This window comes from Acinetobacter sp. YH12254, from assembly GCF_013417415.1.
GTDB lineage: Bacteria > Pseudomonadota > Gammaproteobacteria > Pseudomonadales > Moraxellaceae > Acinetobacter > Acinetobacter pseudolwoffii.
In genome coordinates this window covers 33445-48846 of the sequence record NZ_VPEB01000021.1, presented here as the reverse complement: position 1 = coordinate 48846, position 15402 = coordinate 33445, and the positions used below count along the sequence as shown (strand labels likewise).

Here is a 15402-nt window from a genome sequence, read left to right as displayed (position 1 = left end):
AATTTTCTGACAAATATTTCTCAAATAAACTTCGAGTCATTTCTACCATCAATCAATGAAAATAATTTCGATCGATCAACCAGTAAAAATCCACACAAGTTGTTCTTCATAATCTCTTAATGATCTTTCTAACACCTCGTCAGTGCCAGAAGCTGGACTTCGATATACTTAACAACTCAGCAATCTGCTTCGTTCGTTTCCGTCTATCTCGTCGGTATGTGCTCATTATAGGGCAATTTCTTACACGTGCAAGCGCTTTTAACGCACAGGAATCACGAGTGTTTTATTTTTATGCACCAAATTGATTCAATTCCATACAATTCATTACATAAGTACATATTTTTAAAACAGAAATATAAATTAAATATTTCTGTTTTATTCTGTACCTAGTTTTTCACGACTGGTGCTTTAATCGTCACACTGGTGATTTTTACAGGGTTCACCGGCACATTTTGATGTATTCCATAGTTTCGGGTCGGTACTTTAGCAATCTGATCGACGATATCCATACCTTTAGTGACCTTACCAAAGACCGCATAGCCGGCATTTCTGGCAGAACGATCCAGGAAATCATTATCAACCAGGTTCACAAAGAATTGTGCTCGGGCAGAATCCGGCTGATTGGTACGCGCCATGGCTAAAGTACCGCGTTTATTTTGCAGACCATTCGATGATTCGTTTTTAATGGGTGCTTTGGTATTGGCTTTTTCCTGCATGTTCACATCAAAGCCACCGCCCTGCACCATAAAGCCTGGAATGACGCGGTGAAAGATCGTGTCCTTATAGAAGTTACTCTTTACATAGCTTTCAAAGTTCTTTGCCGAGATTGGCGCTTTGTCATTGAAGAGTTCAATTTCAATATTTCCTGATGAAGTCTTCATCTCAATAATCGTATTTGCAGCAAAGCTTGGTAGACTGAGCGCAGCAAGTGCGATCACACATAATGATTTCTTTAACATTTATTAACTCATCTACTTAGAAGTAATGGTTGTGAATGACTATATATTAATCTTTTATAACTCATAATGCAGTGATCTGCCGACTAAAGACAAGAGAATAAGAATGAAGCATGCATTATTACAGGAGCAAAATATCCACCAGTTTCCACCTTGGCGTTTGCAGGGTGAAGGTTTTATTCTGAATTATTGGCTGACCCCCAGCTTTATTGAGCAAGCGAAACAGTTCCGGATCGCACCATCTCCGCTGGGGCGGATGGTCCAAGTCTTATTGGTGCGTTATCATTCTTCGCCGATTGGCCCTTATGATGAGTTACTGATTCTGGATCATCCTTTAATTAGTAAACGGCACCTCAGCTCGATTCCTAAAATTTATGTGTCTACCCATGAGTCTGTGGTACACGGTCAGCATTTATGGGGCATTCCCAAAGAACATGCGCAATTTGAATGGCAGGAAAAGGATCAGGAAGTGCTGTGTCAGATTCAGCATCAAAACCAGCATATGACAATTCGGCTGAAGAAAACCAAATCTGCACGCCAGTTCTACATTAATAGTCATCATATTCCAGCATCTATGCTGAAGATTCAGCAAGCCTGGAAAGGTCAGCGTTTTCAGTTTAGTCCACAGTTCCGTGGTCATCTCTCCAAACTCTCGCAAGTAGAATGGCAAGATATCGACAATATATTTCCAGACTTTTCCAAAGCCAAATTGCTGCAAAGCTTTTATGTTCCCAAATTCAATCTGATCTTTCCTGAAGCGCAGATCAGCAGCAAAGTATAAGAATTGATAAAAACCTATCTATAAAAAAAGGTGTTTCATGAGAAACACCTTTTTGCATTCACGCCTTGGATTTAACTATTTTTGTCCCAGAATTTGCGGAAATTTTTGCTGATCTCAATCACATATTTTTTGGCACGGCGGGAGATCGGCGTCAGGTTGATAAAACCATGTGCCTGGTCGGTATATTCATGATAATGAACACTCACACCATTCTGACGTAGTTTATGCGCATAGATTGAACCTTCATCATGCAGGACATCATGACGTGCGGTAATCACATAGCTCGGCGGCAAGTTTTGCAATTCACCATAGGTCGGTGAAATCAGTGGATCATCTAATTCAATCTGATGGGTCTGGGCATACATGAAGGTCACCAGATCAATATCCTGCTCTGAAAGTACCAGTCCATCTTTATAGGCATAAAAAGATGGATGGCGACTTTTAAAGTCGACCGCCGGATAAAGCAAAAGCTGCGCTCGTGCGGCATAAGATTTACCTACACTGCGCTGCGCCACCACTGCTGCCAGATTTCCACCTGCACTGTCTCCCGCCACCGCAATCCGGTTTTTATACACTTTCAGCTGTTTACTATGCTGATGTGCCCAGGCCAGGGCATCTTCACAAACCTGTACCATCTGCAAGGGGCTAAATTCTGGCGTCAGCGGATAAGCCACGCTTAACACCTGTACTTTGGCATGTACTGCCAGCAAGCGACAGAATTCATCATGGCTGTCCAGACCGCCCACCATAAATGCACCGCCATGATAAAAAATCACCATCGGCAACTTCTTTTGTGGAGCTGGATGATAATGCCGGGCAAAGATGCTGCCACTTTGCAAAGGCAGACGCAGCTCTTCTACCATTTTCACAGCAGTCGGTCTGGCCTGAATTGTTTTCATGCGCGCATCAAACGCCACCCGTGCCTGTGCGACATCTTCACTCAGAAAGCTGCCATGCCCCTGTTTAAGCTGAATCGCCATCAGGCATTTGACCATGGGGTCTAAATCAGGATAGTGATGAGGATAGTCCAAAGCCTTAACCAATGCGTCTTGTGCAATACCAGGTAAGCGATCCAGCATACGCGCTGCTGTGCCTTGCCCTTTCTCCATGACACTTTTCAGTACTGGATGATTCACAGTCATTATTTTTAGTCCTTATTCTCTTAATTCTTCATAGTTTCTACACGATTAGCGTTTCAGTGACCATATTCTTATATAAGTCTTAATATCTAAGTACATATAGTTTTATCCAATACGTTAACCTGATTTATAAAAGATGTCATTGACCGTTTAAATGGTATTTTTGACGTAGTTTTGCGAGCTTCAGTATATTTTTTATTTCAAGTTGGGAGAATGCCTATGGCTGGCAAAATTATAGCTCTGTCTCTGGCGACTGCATTTTTGGCTGTAGGCTGTGTTGCTTTCCCTGAAGATGGTGGCTACTACGATGGCCGTTATGATCAGCGTTCTGATCGCCGCTATGAACAGGATCGTCGTTATGAGCAACAGCGTCGTTATGATCGGCAACGCTGGGAATATGAACAGCAACGTAAACGTATTGAACTGGATCGACGTAAACAGGAAGTGCAGCGTCGTAACTGGGAACAGAACCGTAAAAGACAGTTAGAACAGGACCGACGTAAAAGCCAGCTGGAACGACAACGCCAGGAACAGCAGCGTAAAAACATGATGAGCCAACGGCAAAAACAGGCTGAAACAGAACGTAATAAACGCCGCCTGGAGCAGGATCCTAAACGGATCACCGATCAACGTGCCAGAAAAGCCCAGCAAAACCGTTCATCTAACCCACGCTGGAGCGATAATCGACGTCAACAGCAACAACAGCGCCCACGCGATCGCCGTGATTAATACTTTGATTTCACTCTTTGTTAAAAAAGCCTGTAGCAGGCTTTTTTAATGGAAAATTTTATCTCAAGCTGATTGAATAAAAGCAGTATTTTTGCATGAAGGTCGGACTAAGCCGCCAAGCAATCATTTTTATCTTGATCAGATCAAGAATGCTCAATTTTAGCAAAAAAAAGGCCTATCTTAGAGAAAAAGATAAGCCACGAAAACACATTTCAAAATAAGAAGAAACTACAGCGATAGAATCTGGAATAAATATTAATCAAAAGTTCATCTATTGAGAAATACTTTATTGCTTAGATATTAATCGCTTTTATGTCTAATAAATAATCAGGCAAAAAAAAGCCAAGTCTTGGGGAACTCAGCTTGAAAAAAGTAACTTGAAATAAGGCAACAGCAACCGAGTTCGGCTCTCTCCTCTGAACAAGGTCGCTGTCTATGTCAGTATCATGCAATTTTTTTACTAATATTTAAAACAGATTAAAATTATTAAATTTATTTAAAAATACGATTATCAATTTTTTATATTTATTTTCAAATAATTCATGTTTTATTTTAAAGCTCAGACTGTCTATTCAGCGACGTATACAACAATGATCAGATGACTCCTTGATCATTTACTTCAATTTATCTCCGCCTATATCGCGGTAAAAGCCTGCCATCTGCTCGCTGTTTTATTCAGAATTTTGTATAAATCTTAAATTTAATCTTGACTGACGCTTGAATTTTTACGCCCTGCCCCGATTTCTTTAGGTAATCAAGAACTTCAACCATGGCAGTTCAGCATTAACGCAGTGAATACTGAGGCCTGAGGACTGTACATGTTTAAGAACCCATTTAAACGGAGTAAATCAATGGCGACTGAGCAAAACGAGCAAGCTCAAAAATTTGAGCAAGAGCAAGCGGAACAAGATACAGCGCAAACTCAAGCTGAAACCGAGCAGGCTGAAGTTTCCGTTGAGTCTTTACAAGAGCAGATTGCGCAGCTTGAAGGTGACTTAAAGTTAGAAAAAGCACGTACGGCCAATGCAGTCTACGAAGCACAAAAAAGTGTGGAACGTATTCAGCGTGAATCTGAAAAGCATAAAGATACCGTTTTAGAAAAGTTCTCTAAAGAACTTTTAGAAACCGTCGACAATCTCGAGCGCGCCATTGTTGCCGCAGGTGAAGAGAAAACTCCACTGCTGGAAGGCGTTGAACTGACACTTAAATCTTTATTGAATACCTTAGAGAAATTTGGAGTCGTGGTGGTAGACACCAGTAACGGCTTTAATGCTGATCTGCATCAGGCAGTTGGGATTGATCCAAATGCCAAAGCCAATGAAATTGGCACTGTTTTGCAAAAAGGCTACACGCTGAATAATCGCCTGTTGCGTCCGGCGATGGTCATGGTTGGCGCTTAAGCCAAATAAATTCGGGAGTTTGTGAAATTTTTTCAACAATTTTACTTGAAAAAAATCGAACGGCTCTCATATCGGATAACAAGTAAATCCCTTTTAATTTCCCTTTGATAAAGGGAAAAGTTTGGGAATAAAAAAATTTTTGAGGAAACATCCAAATGGCTAAAATCATTGGTATTGACTTAGGTACTACAAACTCATGTGTTGCAGTACTTGAAGGCGACAAAGTTAAAGTAATCGAAAACGCTGAAGGCGCGCGTACAACGCCATCAATTATTGCCTATAAAGATGGCGAAATTCTGGTAGGTCAATCGGCAAAGCGTCAAGCGGTAACGAATCCTAAAAATACCTTGTTCGCGATCAAACGTTTGATCGGTCGTCGTTATGAAGACCAAGCGGTACAAAAAGATATCGGTCTGGTACCGTACAAAATCATCAAAGCTGACAACGGTGATGCTTGGGTTGATGTCAACGACAAGAAACTTGCGCCACAGCAAATCTCTGCTGAAATCTTGAAAAAGATGAAGAAAACAGCGGAAGATTACCTGGGTGAAACAGTAACTGAAGCGGTCATTACCGTTCCTGCTTACTTCAACGATGCCCAGCGTCAAGCCACTAAAGATGCAGGTAAAATTGCAGGTTTAGAAGTGAAACGTATCATCAACGAACCAACTGCTGCTGCACTTGCGTTCGGTATGGACAAGAAAGAAGGCGACCGTAAAATCGCGGTTTATGACTTGGGTGGTGGTACATTCGACGTTTCAATCATTGAAATTGCGGATCTTGATGGCGACCAGCAAATCGAAGTGTTGTCTACTAACGGTGATACATTCCTGGGTGGTGAAGACTTCGATAACGCATTGATCGAATTCCTGGTTGAAGAGTTCAAGAAAGAACAAAACTTCAACTTGAAACAAGATCCGCTTGCGCTACAACGTCTAAAAGAAGCTGCTGAAAAAGCGAAGATCGAGCTTTCTTCTTCGAATGCAACTGAAATCAACCTGCCATACATCACTGCTGATGCGACTGGTCCTAAACACTTGGTGATCAACGTAACACGTGCGAAACTTGAAGGTTTGGTTGCTGACTTGGTTGCGCGTACCATTGAGCCATGTAAGATTGCACTTAAAGATGCTGGTCTTTCGACTTCAGACATCTCCGACGTGATTTTGGTGGGTGGTCAATCACGTATGCCAATGGTTCAACAGAAGGTTCAAGAATTCTTCGGTAAAGAGCCACGTAAAGACGTGAACCCTGATGAAGCAGTCGCAATGGGTGCTGCGATTCAAGGTGCGGTACTTTCAGGTGACAAAACTGACGTACTTCTTCTTGACGTAACTCCGCTGACACTTGGTATCGAAACCATGGGTGGCGTGTTAACAGCAATCATCGAGAAAAACACCACGATTCCTGCGAAGAAATCTCAAGTGTTCTCGACTGCTGCTGACAACCAGCCTGCTGTAGACATTTCTGTGTTCCAGGGTGAACGTAAAATGGCACAGCAAAACAAATTGTTGGGTAACTTCCAATTGGGCGATATCCCACCTGCGCCACGTGGTGTGCCACAAATTGAAGTGTCTTTCGATATCAACGCTGATGGTATCTTGAAAGTATCTGCAAAAGACAAGAGCACGGGTAAAGAGCAATCGATCCAGATTAAAGCAAACTCAGGTTTGTCTGATGCTGAAATCGAAGCAATGATCCGTGATGCTGAAGCGAATGCTGAAGAAGATCGCAAATTCGAAGAATTAGCGAAAGCACGTAACGAAGCGGATGCACTGGTTTCTTCTGCTCAAAAAGCAGTGAAAGATTTGGGCGAGCAAGTGACTGCAGACGAAAAAACTGCAATTGAAACTGCGGTTTCTGAGCTTGAAGCATCAACTAAAGAAAATGATGTTGAAGAAATCAAAGCGAAAACTGAAGCGTTGCAAAACATCATCATGCCGATCACTCAGCGTGCCTATGAAGCAGCTCAAGGCCAAGGCGGTGCGCAAGGTTTTGATCCGAACGTATTCGGTGGTGACGCTGGTCAACAACAGCAAAAAGCGGACGACGGCGTTGTAGATGCTGAGTTCACTGAAGTAAAAGATGACAAAAAATAATTTGTCGCTTTAACTGAAAAACCGCGCAATAGCGCGGTTTTTTTATGTCCAAATTTTAAAGCATGAAGGTAAAATGACTAAAAATGGATCGTATGTTCAAGTAAAGCTGTTTAAGTTAAATCCAACATGAAACGACCATCAACCCTGAAAATTCTGATTTTGCGGCCTTTCAGCAATGGGTTAAAGCCATGTTATTGCTACAGGAACACCACGCTTGTCGACTGTATGCCAAATCCGGCCGGGATATGGAGCTGGAAGCGCAAGTTGGCTGGCGCACGGGCTGGATCGAAACACCACAGGCTGACATCGTGGCCTTTTCCCTGAATATGCAGATGCACAGTCATATGGATCCGGCGATTCGCCTGGACATTTTACAGCAGGCCTTGGCCGAATTAGGACTTTATCCAAAAGCTGATCAGGAAGGCAAATAAGCATGGGAAATGCCTTAAAATTAAGCTATATTCTTTAAAAACAAGCATTTCAATAGCAATATGCGCCTTCTACTCTGTTTGGTCATCGTTGGGTTAATCCTGTCTGCCTCTATGCATATGCAGACCAAAGCTCATCCACAACTGCGCTACAACTCGCTGGCAGACCGGCTCAGTCATCCTTTTGACACACGTTTACGCTTTAAGGTCGATCAGGTTGATGCAGGCTTTGGGCTGAGTAAAGAGCAAGTGATTCAACTGAGCAAAGAAGCCGTTGAGATCTGGCATCAGGGCACCCATCGCGATGATCTGCTGCTCTATGATGAAAATGCCCAGCTGAGTATTCATCTGATCTATGATCAACGGCAACAGGAATATAATGCCTTAAAGAAAGTCGAAAAACAGTTGCTGGCAGATGATGCCCAGTATCAACGTCAGGTCAAAAATCTGGAAGCATCTTATCAACATCTGGAAAGTCAACAACAACGCTTGATCCAGCAAAGAGATCAGATTAATTATGAATTTCAGAAGCTACAGCAACGACGGCATCAGCCAAATTTATCTGCCTATGAGCACGAACAATTAGAATATGAGTTTCAGGCTTTACAGCACAAATCGGAAAATTTTAAACGGGAAGCCGAGTATCTTCAGCGACAGCAAAGTTCTTTTAACCTGAATGTTTCGCTGCATCAACATAGTCTTGAAAATCATCAACAGAATATCATTCAGGCCCAGCAACGTTTTCCTGCCCGTGAATTTCATAAAGGGGTATTTATGGGTCATCAGATTCATGTATATCAGTTTGATGCAGAAGATGATCTGCGTCTGACACTGGCTCATGAACTGGGGCATGCTTTGGGCCTGTATCATCATGATGATCCAGAGGCGCTGATGTATCCGGTACTGGGAAAACAGAATTTACAACACTTTCAGTTGCGACCTGCCGACAAGACTTTGCTGTATCACCGTTAAGTGATCAGCCTGAATTCCTTAATTAATTTAAGTGTATAAGTGTTATAAAAAACACTCTATTCGGATTTCATGTTATTGTGAACGGCTACATTGTTCAGGCCATCTTTGGAGATTCATGTGAGTTACTACCATATTTTAATTGAAGTAAATGACCACATTAGTACGATTGATGAAACGCGTGATATCGAGATCTTTGATATTGAGGATATTCAGCCACATCTTCATGCGATTTTATTGCCTTATTTCAATGAACAGCTGATTGAACTGGACGATGAGAATCTGGAATATAAAGATATTTTACATCTGGAAATCAAACAGACCCTCTTGCCGATCAATGACCTGATCGAAGAAGAGCAGCGCTTGTTGCCAAGTGATACCGATATTACCATTAGCGCTTATGAGATTTTTAATAATCGTGAGCTGAGTCAGGATGTCACATCAGTAATTTTTGACCTCTTGGAAGCGGTAAAACTGGAAAATTAAGTTTTCTTCAGATATAAAAAAGTCCTCATCAAGAGGACTTTTTTATTGTGCGTGTTTAGATCGAGAATGAAGATCCACAACCACAAGTGGTGGTCGCATTCGGGTTTTGCACCACAAAGCGTGAACCTTCCAGACCTTCCAAATAATCTACAACGGAACCGACCAGATATTGATAGCTGAGTGAATCGACCAGTACTTTCACATCGCCGTTGGCAAATTCTGCATCATCTTCATTCTGACTTTCGGCAAAGTTAAAGCCATAAGAGAAACCTGAACAGCCGCCACCGGTAACATACACACGGAGCATTAAGTCTTGGTTACCTTCACTGTCACGCAACTGGCGTACTTTATTTGCGGCATTGTCGGTGAGCACAAGCGCTTGGGCATTCATGGCGGATTCCTCTGTTGAATGGAATGTCTTTAAAAAGAAAAGACCATATCGAAGTATAACACACTCAATATATGGTCAGTCTCTACAGATTAAAAGTCAAATCAGAGTAATTTTATCAGGATTATTTGTAGTTCTCATCCTGTAAGGCACATTCGAAGTTTTGCGGGTTCTGCTTACAACGGAATTGCCACAGCAGTTTCATCATGCGTTTGTCATATACGCCGCGTTTGGTCAGGTCGATTCTGGAATCGCGCATCATTTTCTGATAGCCCGGTTTATCTGCAGCCGGAATATCCATCCAGTATTTTGCAGGAATATCGGCTTTCATTTTGCCCAGAATACCAAAAGCGCGCGGCAACTGGCTTCTCACCCATTCACGTGATTTTTGACCATAACCCGCCGGGAATTTATCGGGACGGATAATGATATTACCGGTCACTTGCAACACCGGATAATTCACAATCGCACCTTTTGTACCTAAGCCTTTGTGTAATTCTAGCGGCTTAAATACCGCAGCGGGTGCGCCAATGATATCAACCTGACCATTGTTAAACTTGGCGCCAAAGTTGGTGACATCGGCACTGACGGCTTGAGCACCAACCTGCTGCACCATGATTTTTTGTGCTTCATCATAGTCGAGTACCGCAATTTTTTTACCTGCGGCTTTGGCCACGGTATTAATACTACGGTCATTGACCAACAGAAAAGCATCACCGACAGGAATCACCCCCACCACTTCATATTTGCCATTGAGCATATGTTTGGCAAAAGTCGGACTCGCCAGACCCTGCATCACTTTAACGGCCAGATTCAGATCTGGAATCGCCCCGATAGCATCGAGTGAGCCGGTAAAGCTGTTAAACTGACGTCCGCGCATTCCAGTGACACTAATCCCGTCACATTTTCCAGCCTTAAAATCTTCTGCAACCACGGCTTCATTGGTATTCACTCTAAGCTCGATATCAGCGCCCCAGTTTTTCGCTGCCAGCTGATAATCTTTCATGACGCTATACACATCGCCATTTTTGCCCACCAGATCAAATACGCACATCACCTGTTTGGCCTGTACCAGACCTGAAACAGTAAATGTCGCTGCGGCCAATGCCAGTATTTTCCATCTTCTTTGCATCATCCTAATGTCCTTATACCTTGTTTTTGTTATTGCGATTTCAGCCGCATCTAATTGTTTTTATATCAACCATAAGAAATCAATCTTTAGATCAAGCTTAAGCTATTTAATCAGCTGTACAATGGCTGATCTGCCTCAGTTCAACCACAAAAAAAGCTTAGACTCAGCTAAGCTTTTTCTTTAAAAATCAAATTACTCACCCGAAAGTGAACACTCAAAATTGGCTTTGTCGACAGAACAGCGTGCGCGTTTTAACACTGACATCATGCCAGCATCATAGATTCCGCGTTTGGTCATGTCCATACGGCCATCACGTAACATTTTCTGATACTTGGTTCTATCTTCAGCGCTCAGATTCATTTTATATTTCGACGGAATTCCGGCTTCCAGACGGCCGATCATGGCCATACTTTTTGGCAGGTTTTTGATAAACCAGTCACGCGATTTTTGCCCAAAACCTGCCGGGAATTTTTCCGGGCGAATGACAAAATCGGACGTCACATGCAGCACCGGGAAATTAAACATCGCGCCGTTATTGCTAAGGCCTTTATAAATCTCTAGCGGTTTATAAGCATAGGCTGGTGCCCCCACCATATCCACCTGACCATTGTTAAATTTGGCCACAAAATTGGATACATCGGAAATCACGGCCTGGGCACCGACACGCTGCACCATAATTTTCTGGGCATCGTCATAGCCCAATACCGCGAATTTTTTACCTGCGGCTTTTTCGATCGAGTTAATATTTTTGTCACGGACAAAGATGAACGCCGAACCAAGTGGTGCAATCCCGGCAATTTCGTATTTTTTACCACCCAGATTAGTCACCATTTTGCTGGCATTGCGTTTGTCCAGCGCAAAACTAATGGCTCGCTGTGCAATTGCATTGCTCGGTGCACCGCCCAGTGCATCGATAGAACCGGCAAATTTATTGTATTGACGGGCGCGCATGGCAGTCATAAATACGCCATCACATTTTCCGGCTTTAAAATCATTGTCGGCAACAGCTTCATCCTGGCGGGCAATCAGATTGATTTCTGCGCCCCAGCCTTTTGCAGCCAGTGCCCATTCTTGCGCCATCTGGAAAGACTCACCCGATTTACCCAGTAAGTCAAACACGCAGATATCGACTTTTTCTGCATGCACTGCATTGGCAAAACCAAATGTAGAAAGTGCAGCCAATGATAAGAGTGCTTTTTTCATTGTATTATCCTTTGGAATCTTGTTATTCGCTGAGTGTCCTTACACGGAACAAATATTAAGCAAGTTTAATTAAAAAAAATAGAGCATTTACTCCATTTAAAACCCGTGTTTTGGCCTATAAAGATAAATCAGCGTATGTTCTAAATATTATTTTATAAAATATTTTTAAATATCAATTTCTTAATATTTAATAGAAGTTTCGTATCATTACATTTAATCCGTGAGAGTTACAAAGATATACATCATTTGAATTTTATTCGCCACTAATTGAACACTCAAAATTGGTTCTTTCGACGGTACAGCGGGCACGCTTCAATACCGTCATCATGCCGGGATCATAAATCCCCTGCCGGGTTAAATCGATGCGGCCTTCGCGCAGAATCTTCTGATAGGCAATGCGATCTTCACGGCTTAAGTTCAGCTTATATTTATTGGGAATTTCCGCTTCCATACGTTTCACCATGGCAAAACTGCGCGGCAACTGTTTCACAAACCAGTCTCTGGATTGTACTGCGAAAGAGTCAGGAAATTTATCCTGCCGGATGATCAGGTCGGCAGTGACATTGATTACTGGAAAATTAATCATGGCGCCTTTATTGCCCAGACCTTTTTCTAATTCAAGCGGTTTAAAGGCATAAGCCGGTGCAGCCACAATATCGACTTCGCCCTGATTAAATTTACGGATAAAATTGGAAATTTCCGACATTACCGGCACGGCTTCAATCCGATTGACCATAATTTTCTGGGCATAGTCATAATGTAGCACGGCAAATTTCTTGCCTTTTACCTGTTCCAGTTTATTCAGCTCGCGATCACGAACAAAAATATAAGCCGGGCCAATCTGTCCGATCCCAGCCACTTCAAATTTTTCTTTGCCAATCTGGGTGATCAAGCGCTTGCTGTTGCGTTTGTCCAGTACATAACTGATGGCTTTCATGGCAATGTCATTATTTGGCACACCACCAATCGCATCAATCGAGCCGGCGAATTTGTTATAGGCGCGGGCCCGCATGGAGGTCATATAGAAGCCATCGCATTTACCTGCCTTGGCATCCTGATCCACTTTGGCTTCGTCCTGATAGGCAGTCAATTGAACATCAGCATTCCAAGCTTTTGCAGCTAAGGCCCATTCTTCCAGTAATTTAAAAGATTCGCCAGACTTGCCCAGCAAATCAAAAACACAGACATTTACTTTGGCATGACTTGAAGTCGATGCCAGTAGACCCAGTGCAGATAAAACTAAAAATCCCTTTTTCATTTTTATTTTACTCTATCGTATTTTTTGCTCGATCAGCTTCTACTATAAACAACTGTTAATGCTGAAAATAGAGCTTATACTCAACTTATGCGTCCATAATATATAAATTCACAGTATTTAAAAGCTGGCTCATTTCAGTAAAAGTCGCAAGATTTTTCATTTTCACAAGGCTTTCCTTTAGAATAGGCGCATCTTATTTCTTAGCTTTGATTTCTCAATGATTCAGTTAGACCAGTTATCTATACGTCGCGGTGGACGTGTTTTATTTCAAAAAGCGTCGATGCAGTTACACCCAGGATGGAAAATTGGCCTAACCGGTGTCAATGGTGCCGGGAAATCGACCCTGTTTTCAGCCTTGCTCGGTGGCATGGAGTCAGACACCGGTTCGTTGACCCGTCCTGCGGTTTGGACCGTGGCGCATATGGCACAGGAAATCAAAGCGCTGAATATGAAAGCCATTGATTTCGTCTTGTCCGGCGATGAAGAATACTGGGATATTCAGCAGAAACTGGAGCAGCCAGATCAGCTAGATGATGCAGAACTGGCGCATTTATATGGCCGTTTTGATGAAATTTCAGGTTATTCTGCGCCGGCCAAAGCTTCGCAACTGATGGCCGGTCTGGGCTTTTTTGAACATCAATCCCAACTGGATGTGTCCAGTTTTTCCGGTGGCTGGCGCATGCGCCTGAATCTGGCGCGTACCCTGATGAGCCGTTCCGATTTACTCCTTCTTGATGAACCGACCAACCATTTAGACCTGGATGCCATTCTCTGGCTCGAAGACTGGCTGAAAGCCTATGAAGGTACGCTGGTGCTGATTTCGCATGACCGGGATTTTCTCGATGCGATTACCGACCATATTTTACATATTGAAAATCAGGAACTGATTTTATATACCGGTAACTACTCGACCTTCGAGCGTACCCGCAGTGAACGTCTGGCGCAGCAGCAACAGGCTTATGAAAAGCAGCTGGAAACCCGCGCACATCTGCAAAAATATATTGACCGTTTTAAAGCGCAAGCCACCAAAGCCAAGCAGGCACAGAGCCGGATCAAACAGCTGGAGCGTATGCAGGAACTGTCTGCTGCCCATGTTGATACACCATTTACCTTCAGTTTCCGTGAACCGACCAAAATGAGTTCGCCTTTATTGCAACTGGAACATGCCGATATTGGTTATGGTGACAAGCTGATTGTCACCAATGTCAATTTACAGATCACGCCAAGCAGCCGGATTGGTTTGCTCGGGATGAATGGTGCCGGTAAATCTACCCTAATTAAATCGCTGGTCGGTGATTTAAAATTGCTTCAGGGTCTGCGCAAAGACTCGGAACTGCTTAATATTGGCTACTTTGCCCAACACCAAATGGATGCACTGGATGGCAATGCCAGCCCGATGTTACAGCTGGCACGTATTGCCGATAAAAAAATCAGTGAAGCCAGCTTACGTTCTTTCCTGGGCAGTTTTGGTTTTAGCGGCGAACGCATGGATACGCCGAGTGAAAGTTTCTCGGGCGGTGAACGTGCCCGTCTGGCTTTGGCATTGATTGTCTGGCAGCGTCCAAACGTGTTGATTCTGGATGAACCGACCAACCATTTAGACTTGGATATGCGTCATGCATTAACCATGGCCTTGCAGGATTTTGAAGGTGCTGTGGTGCTGGTGTCGCATGAACGCCAGCTGATTGCCAGTGTCTGTGATGAATTGCTGCTGGTACATAATGGTCAATGCCGTGAATTTGACGGTGATCTGACCGCTTATGCCGACTGGTTACGCCAAGCCCGCATTGAGATGATCAAAAATGGACAAAAGCCAGCCGAGCCGGTGAAATCTCAGGTTGAAGTCAAAGCAACCATTTCCAAACTGGACAAAGAAGCACAGCGTAAGGAAGCGGCACGCCAGCGGGAACTGAGCCGCCCGATTCGTAAAAATATCGAAAAATGTGAAACACAGATTTCAAAGCTGCAACCACGACTGGCTGAAATTGAAAGCTTGCTCGGAGATAGTGCTTTATATGATGCCTCACGTAAAAATGATTTGCTCAAACTGATGAATGAGCAAACCGAGCTGAAAGCCAAACTGGAAACAGCCGAAGAACAGATGCTGGAACTGATGATGGAACTGGAAAGTCTGGAGCAGTCCTTCTAACACTATTTCAACACCCCCATTATCTGAGAGATGAGTAACAAGCGTTATTCATCTCTTTTTTTTTTATTAAAACCACCCATTTTTAATATTTTCCTCCTGCTTTTCATCTTCGTGTAGTTCCTCGCTATTCTTAAGTGCTGCATCTCTTCTTCAAAACTCGACACATTTTGTCGTGAATTACGCAAGTGCCATATAAGTTTATTTTTTAAACAGTGGAGTGGCTTTTTTCATACATTAATTTACAGCGTCAGCTTGCATCCTAAGGCTCTAATACAAGTGTTTTTT

General features: G+C 43.0%; 13 protein-coding genes and 1 pseudogene. 8 read left to right on the top strand and 6 right to left on the bottom strand.

Annotated features, from left to right (window positions below; genetic code table 11):
* Nucleotides 1-386: 386 nt before the first annotated feature.
* Nucleotides 387-959 (bottom strand): peptidylprolyl isomerase, encoded by a 573-nt coding sequence (locus FTV29_RS13680; protein WP_180072781.1) that lies wholly within the window; start codon nt 957-959, stop codon nt 387-389.
* 103 nt (nt 960-1062) lie between these two features.
* Here FTV29_RS13680 and FTV29_RS13675 point away from each other — a divergent pair, with 103 nt between their 5' ends.
* Complete coding sequence (locus FTV29_RS13675) at nt 1063-1737, top strand: acetoacetate decarboxylase family protein (protein WP_100355786.1); 675 nt, start codon at nt 1063-1065, stop codon at nt 1735-1737.
* A gap of 71 nt (nt 1738-1808) precedes the next feature.
* Here FTV29_RS13675 and FTV29_RS13670 read toward each other — a convergent pair whose 3' ends face one another.
* Nucleotides 1809-2879, bottom strand: a complete 1071-nt coding sequence (locus FTV29_RS13670; protein WP_180072783.1) for an alpha/beta hydrolase — start codon at nt 2877-2879, stop codon at nt 1809-1811.
* A gap of 216 nt (nt 2880-3095) precedes the next feature.
* Between FTV29_RS13670 and FTV29_RS13665 the strand changes: the two genes are divergently transcribed.
* The 6 genes and pseudogenes from FTV29_RS13665 (at nt 3096) to FTV29_RS13640 (ending at nt 8987) form a co-directional block, all read left to right on the top strand.
* Complete coding sequence (locus tag FTV29_RS13665) at nt 3096-3605, top strand: hypothetical protein (RefSeq protein ID WP_180072785.1); 510 nt, start codon at nt 3096-3098, stop codon at nt 3603-3605.
* 851 nt (nt 3606-4456) lie between these two features.
* Entirely contained in the window at nt 4457-5005 is a 549-nt protein-coding gene (grpE, locus tag FTV29_RS13660) for a nucleotide exchange factor GrpE (RefSeq protein ID WP_005173545.1), read from the top strand.
* Between the two features lie 155 nt (nt 5006-5160).
* Nucleotides 5161-7104, top strand: a complete 1944-nt coding sequence (gene dnaK / locus FTV29_RS13655; RefSeq protein ID WP_180072787.1) for a molecular chaperone DnaK — start codon at nt 5161-5163, stop codon at nt 7102-7104.
* Nucleotides 7105-7274: 170 nt separating this feature from the next.
* Nucleotides 7275-7535: pseudogene (locus FTV29_RS13650) on the top strand (OXA-134 family carbapenem-hydrolyzing class D beta-lactamase); the annotation flags it as partial.
* A 60-nt stretch (nt 7536-7595) separates the two neighbouring features.
* Nucleotides 7596-8504, top strand: coding sequence for a matrixin family metalloprotease (locus tag FTV29_RS13645; protein WP_180072791.1), 909 nt, complete (start codon nt 7596-7598; stop codon nt 8502-8504).
* Between the two features lie 105 nt (nt 8505-8609).
* Nucleotides 8610-8987 carry a hypothetical protein gene (locus FTV29_RS13640; protein WP_167381287.1) on the top strand — a complete coding sequence of 126 codons (378 nt, stop codon included), beginning with the start codon at nt 8610-8612 and terminating at the stop codon, nt 8985-8987.
* 55 nt (nt 8988-9042) lie between these two features.
* Here FTV29_RS13640 and erpA read toward each other — a convergent pair whose 3' ends face one another.
* From erpA to FTV29_RS13620, 4 genes are all read right to left on the bottom strand, one after another.
* The gene (erpA, locus tag FTV29_RS13635; RefSeq protein WP_004281944.1) at nt 9043-9378 is read right to left on the bottom strand and encodes an iron-sulfur cluster insertion protein ErpA; all 336 of its coding nucleotides are present in this window, start codon (nt 9376-9378) and stop codon (nt 9043-9045) included.
* Between the two features lie 121 nt (nt 9379-9499).
* Nucleotides 9500-10507, bottom strand: coding sequence for a putative solute-binding protein (locus FTV29_RS13630; RefSeq protein ID WP_074384156.1), 1008 nt, complete (start codon nt 10505-10507; stop codon nt 9500-9502).
* A gap of 192 nt (nt 10508-10699) precedes the next feature.
* Nucleotides 10700-11710, bottom strand: a complete 1011-nt coding sequence (locus FTV29_RS13625; RefSeq protein WP_159138959.1) for a putative solute-binding protein — start codon at nt 11708-11710, stop codon at nt 10700-10702.
* A gap of 253 nt (nt 11711-11963) precedes the next feature.
* Nucleotides 11964-12968: a putative solute-binding protein gene (locus tag FTV29_RS13620; RefSeq protein WP_100329866.1), complete on the bottom strand. Its 1005-nt coding sequence runs from the start codon at nt 12966-12968 to the stop codon at nt 11964-11966.
* Nucleotides 12969-13185: 217 nt separating this feature from the next.
* Between FTV29_RS13620 and FTV29_RS13615 the strand changes: the two genes are divergently transcribed.
* The gene (locus FTV29_RS13615; protein ID WP_180051067.1) at nt 13186-15117 is read left to right on the top strand and encodes an ATP-binding cassette domain-containing protein; all 1932 of its coding nucleotides are present in this window, start codon (nt 13186-13188) and stop codon (nt 15115-15117) included.
* The last annotated feature ends 285 nt before the right edge of the window (nt 15118-15402 follow it).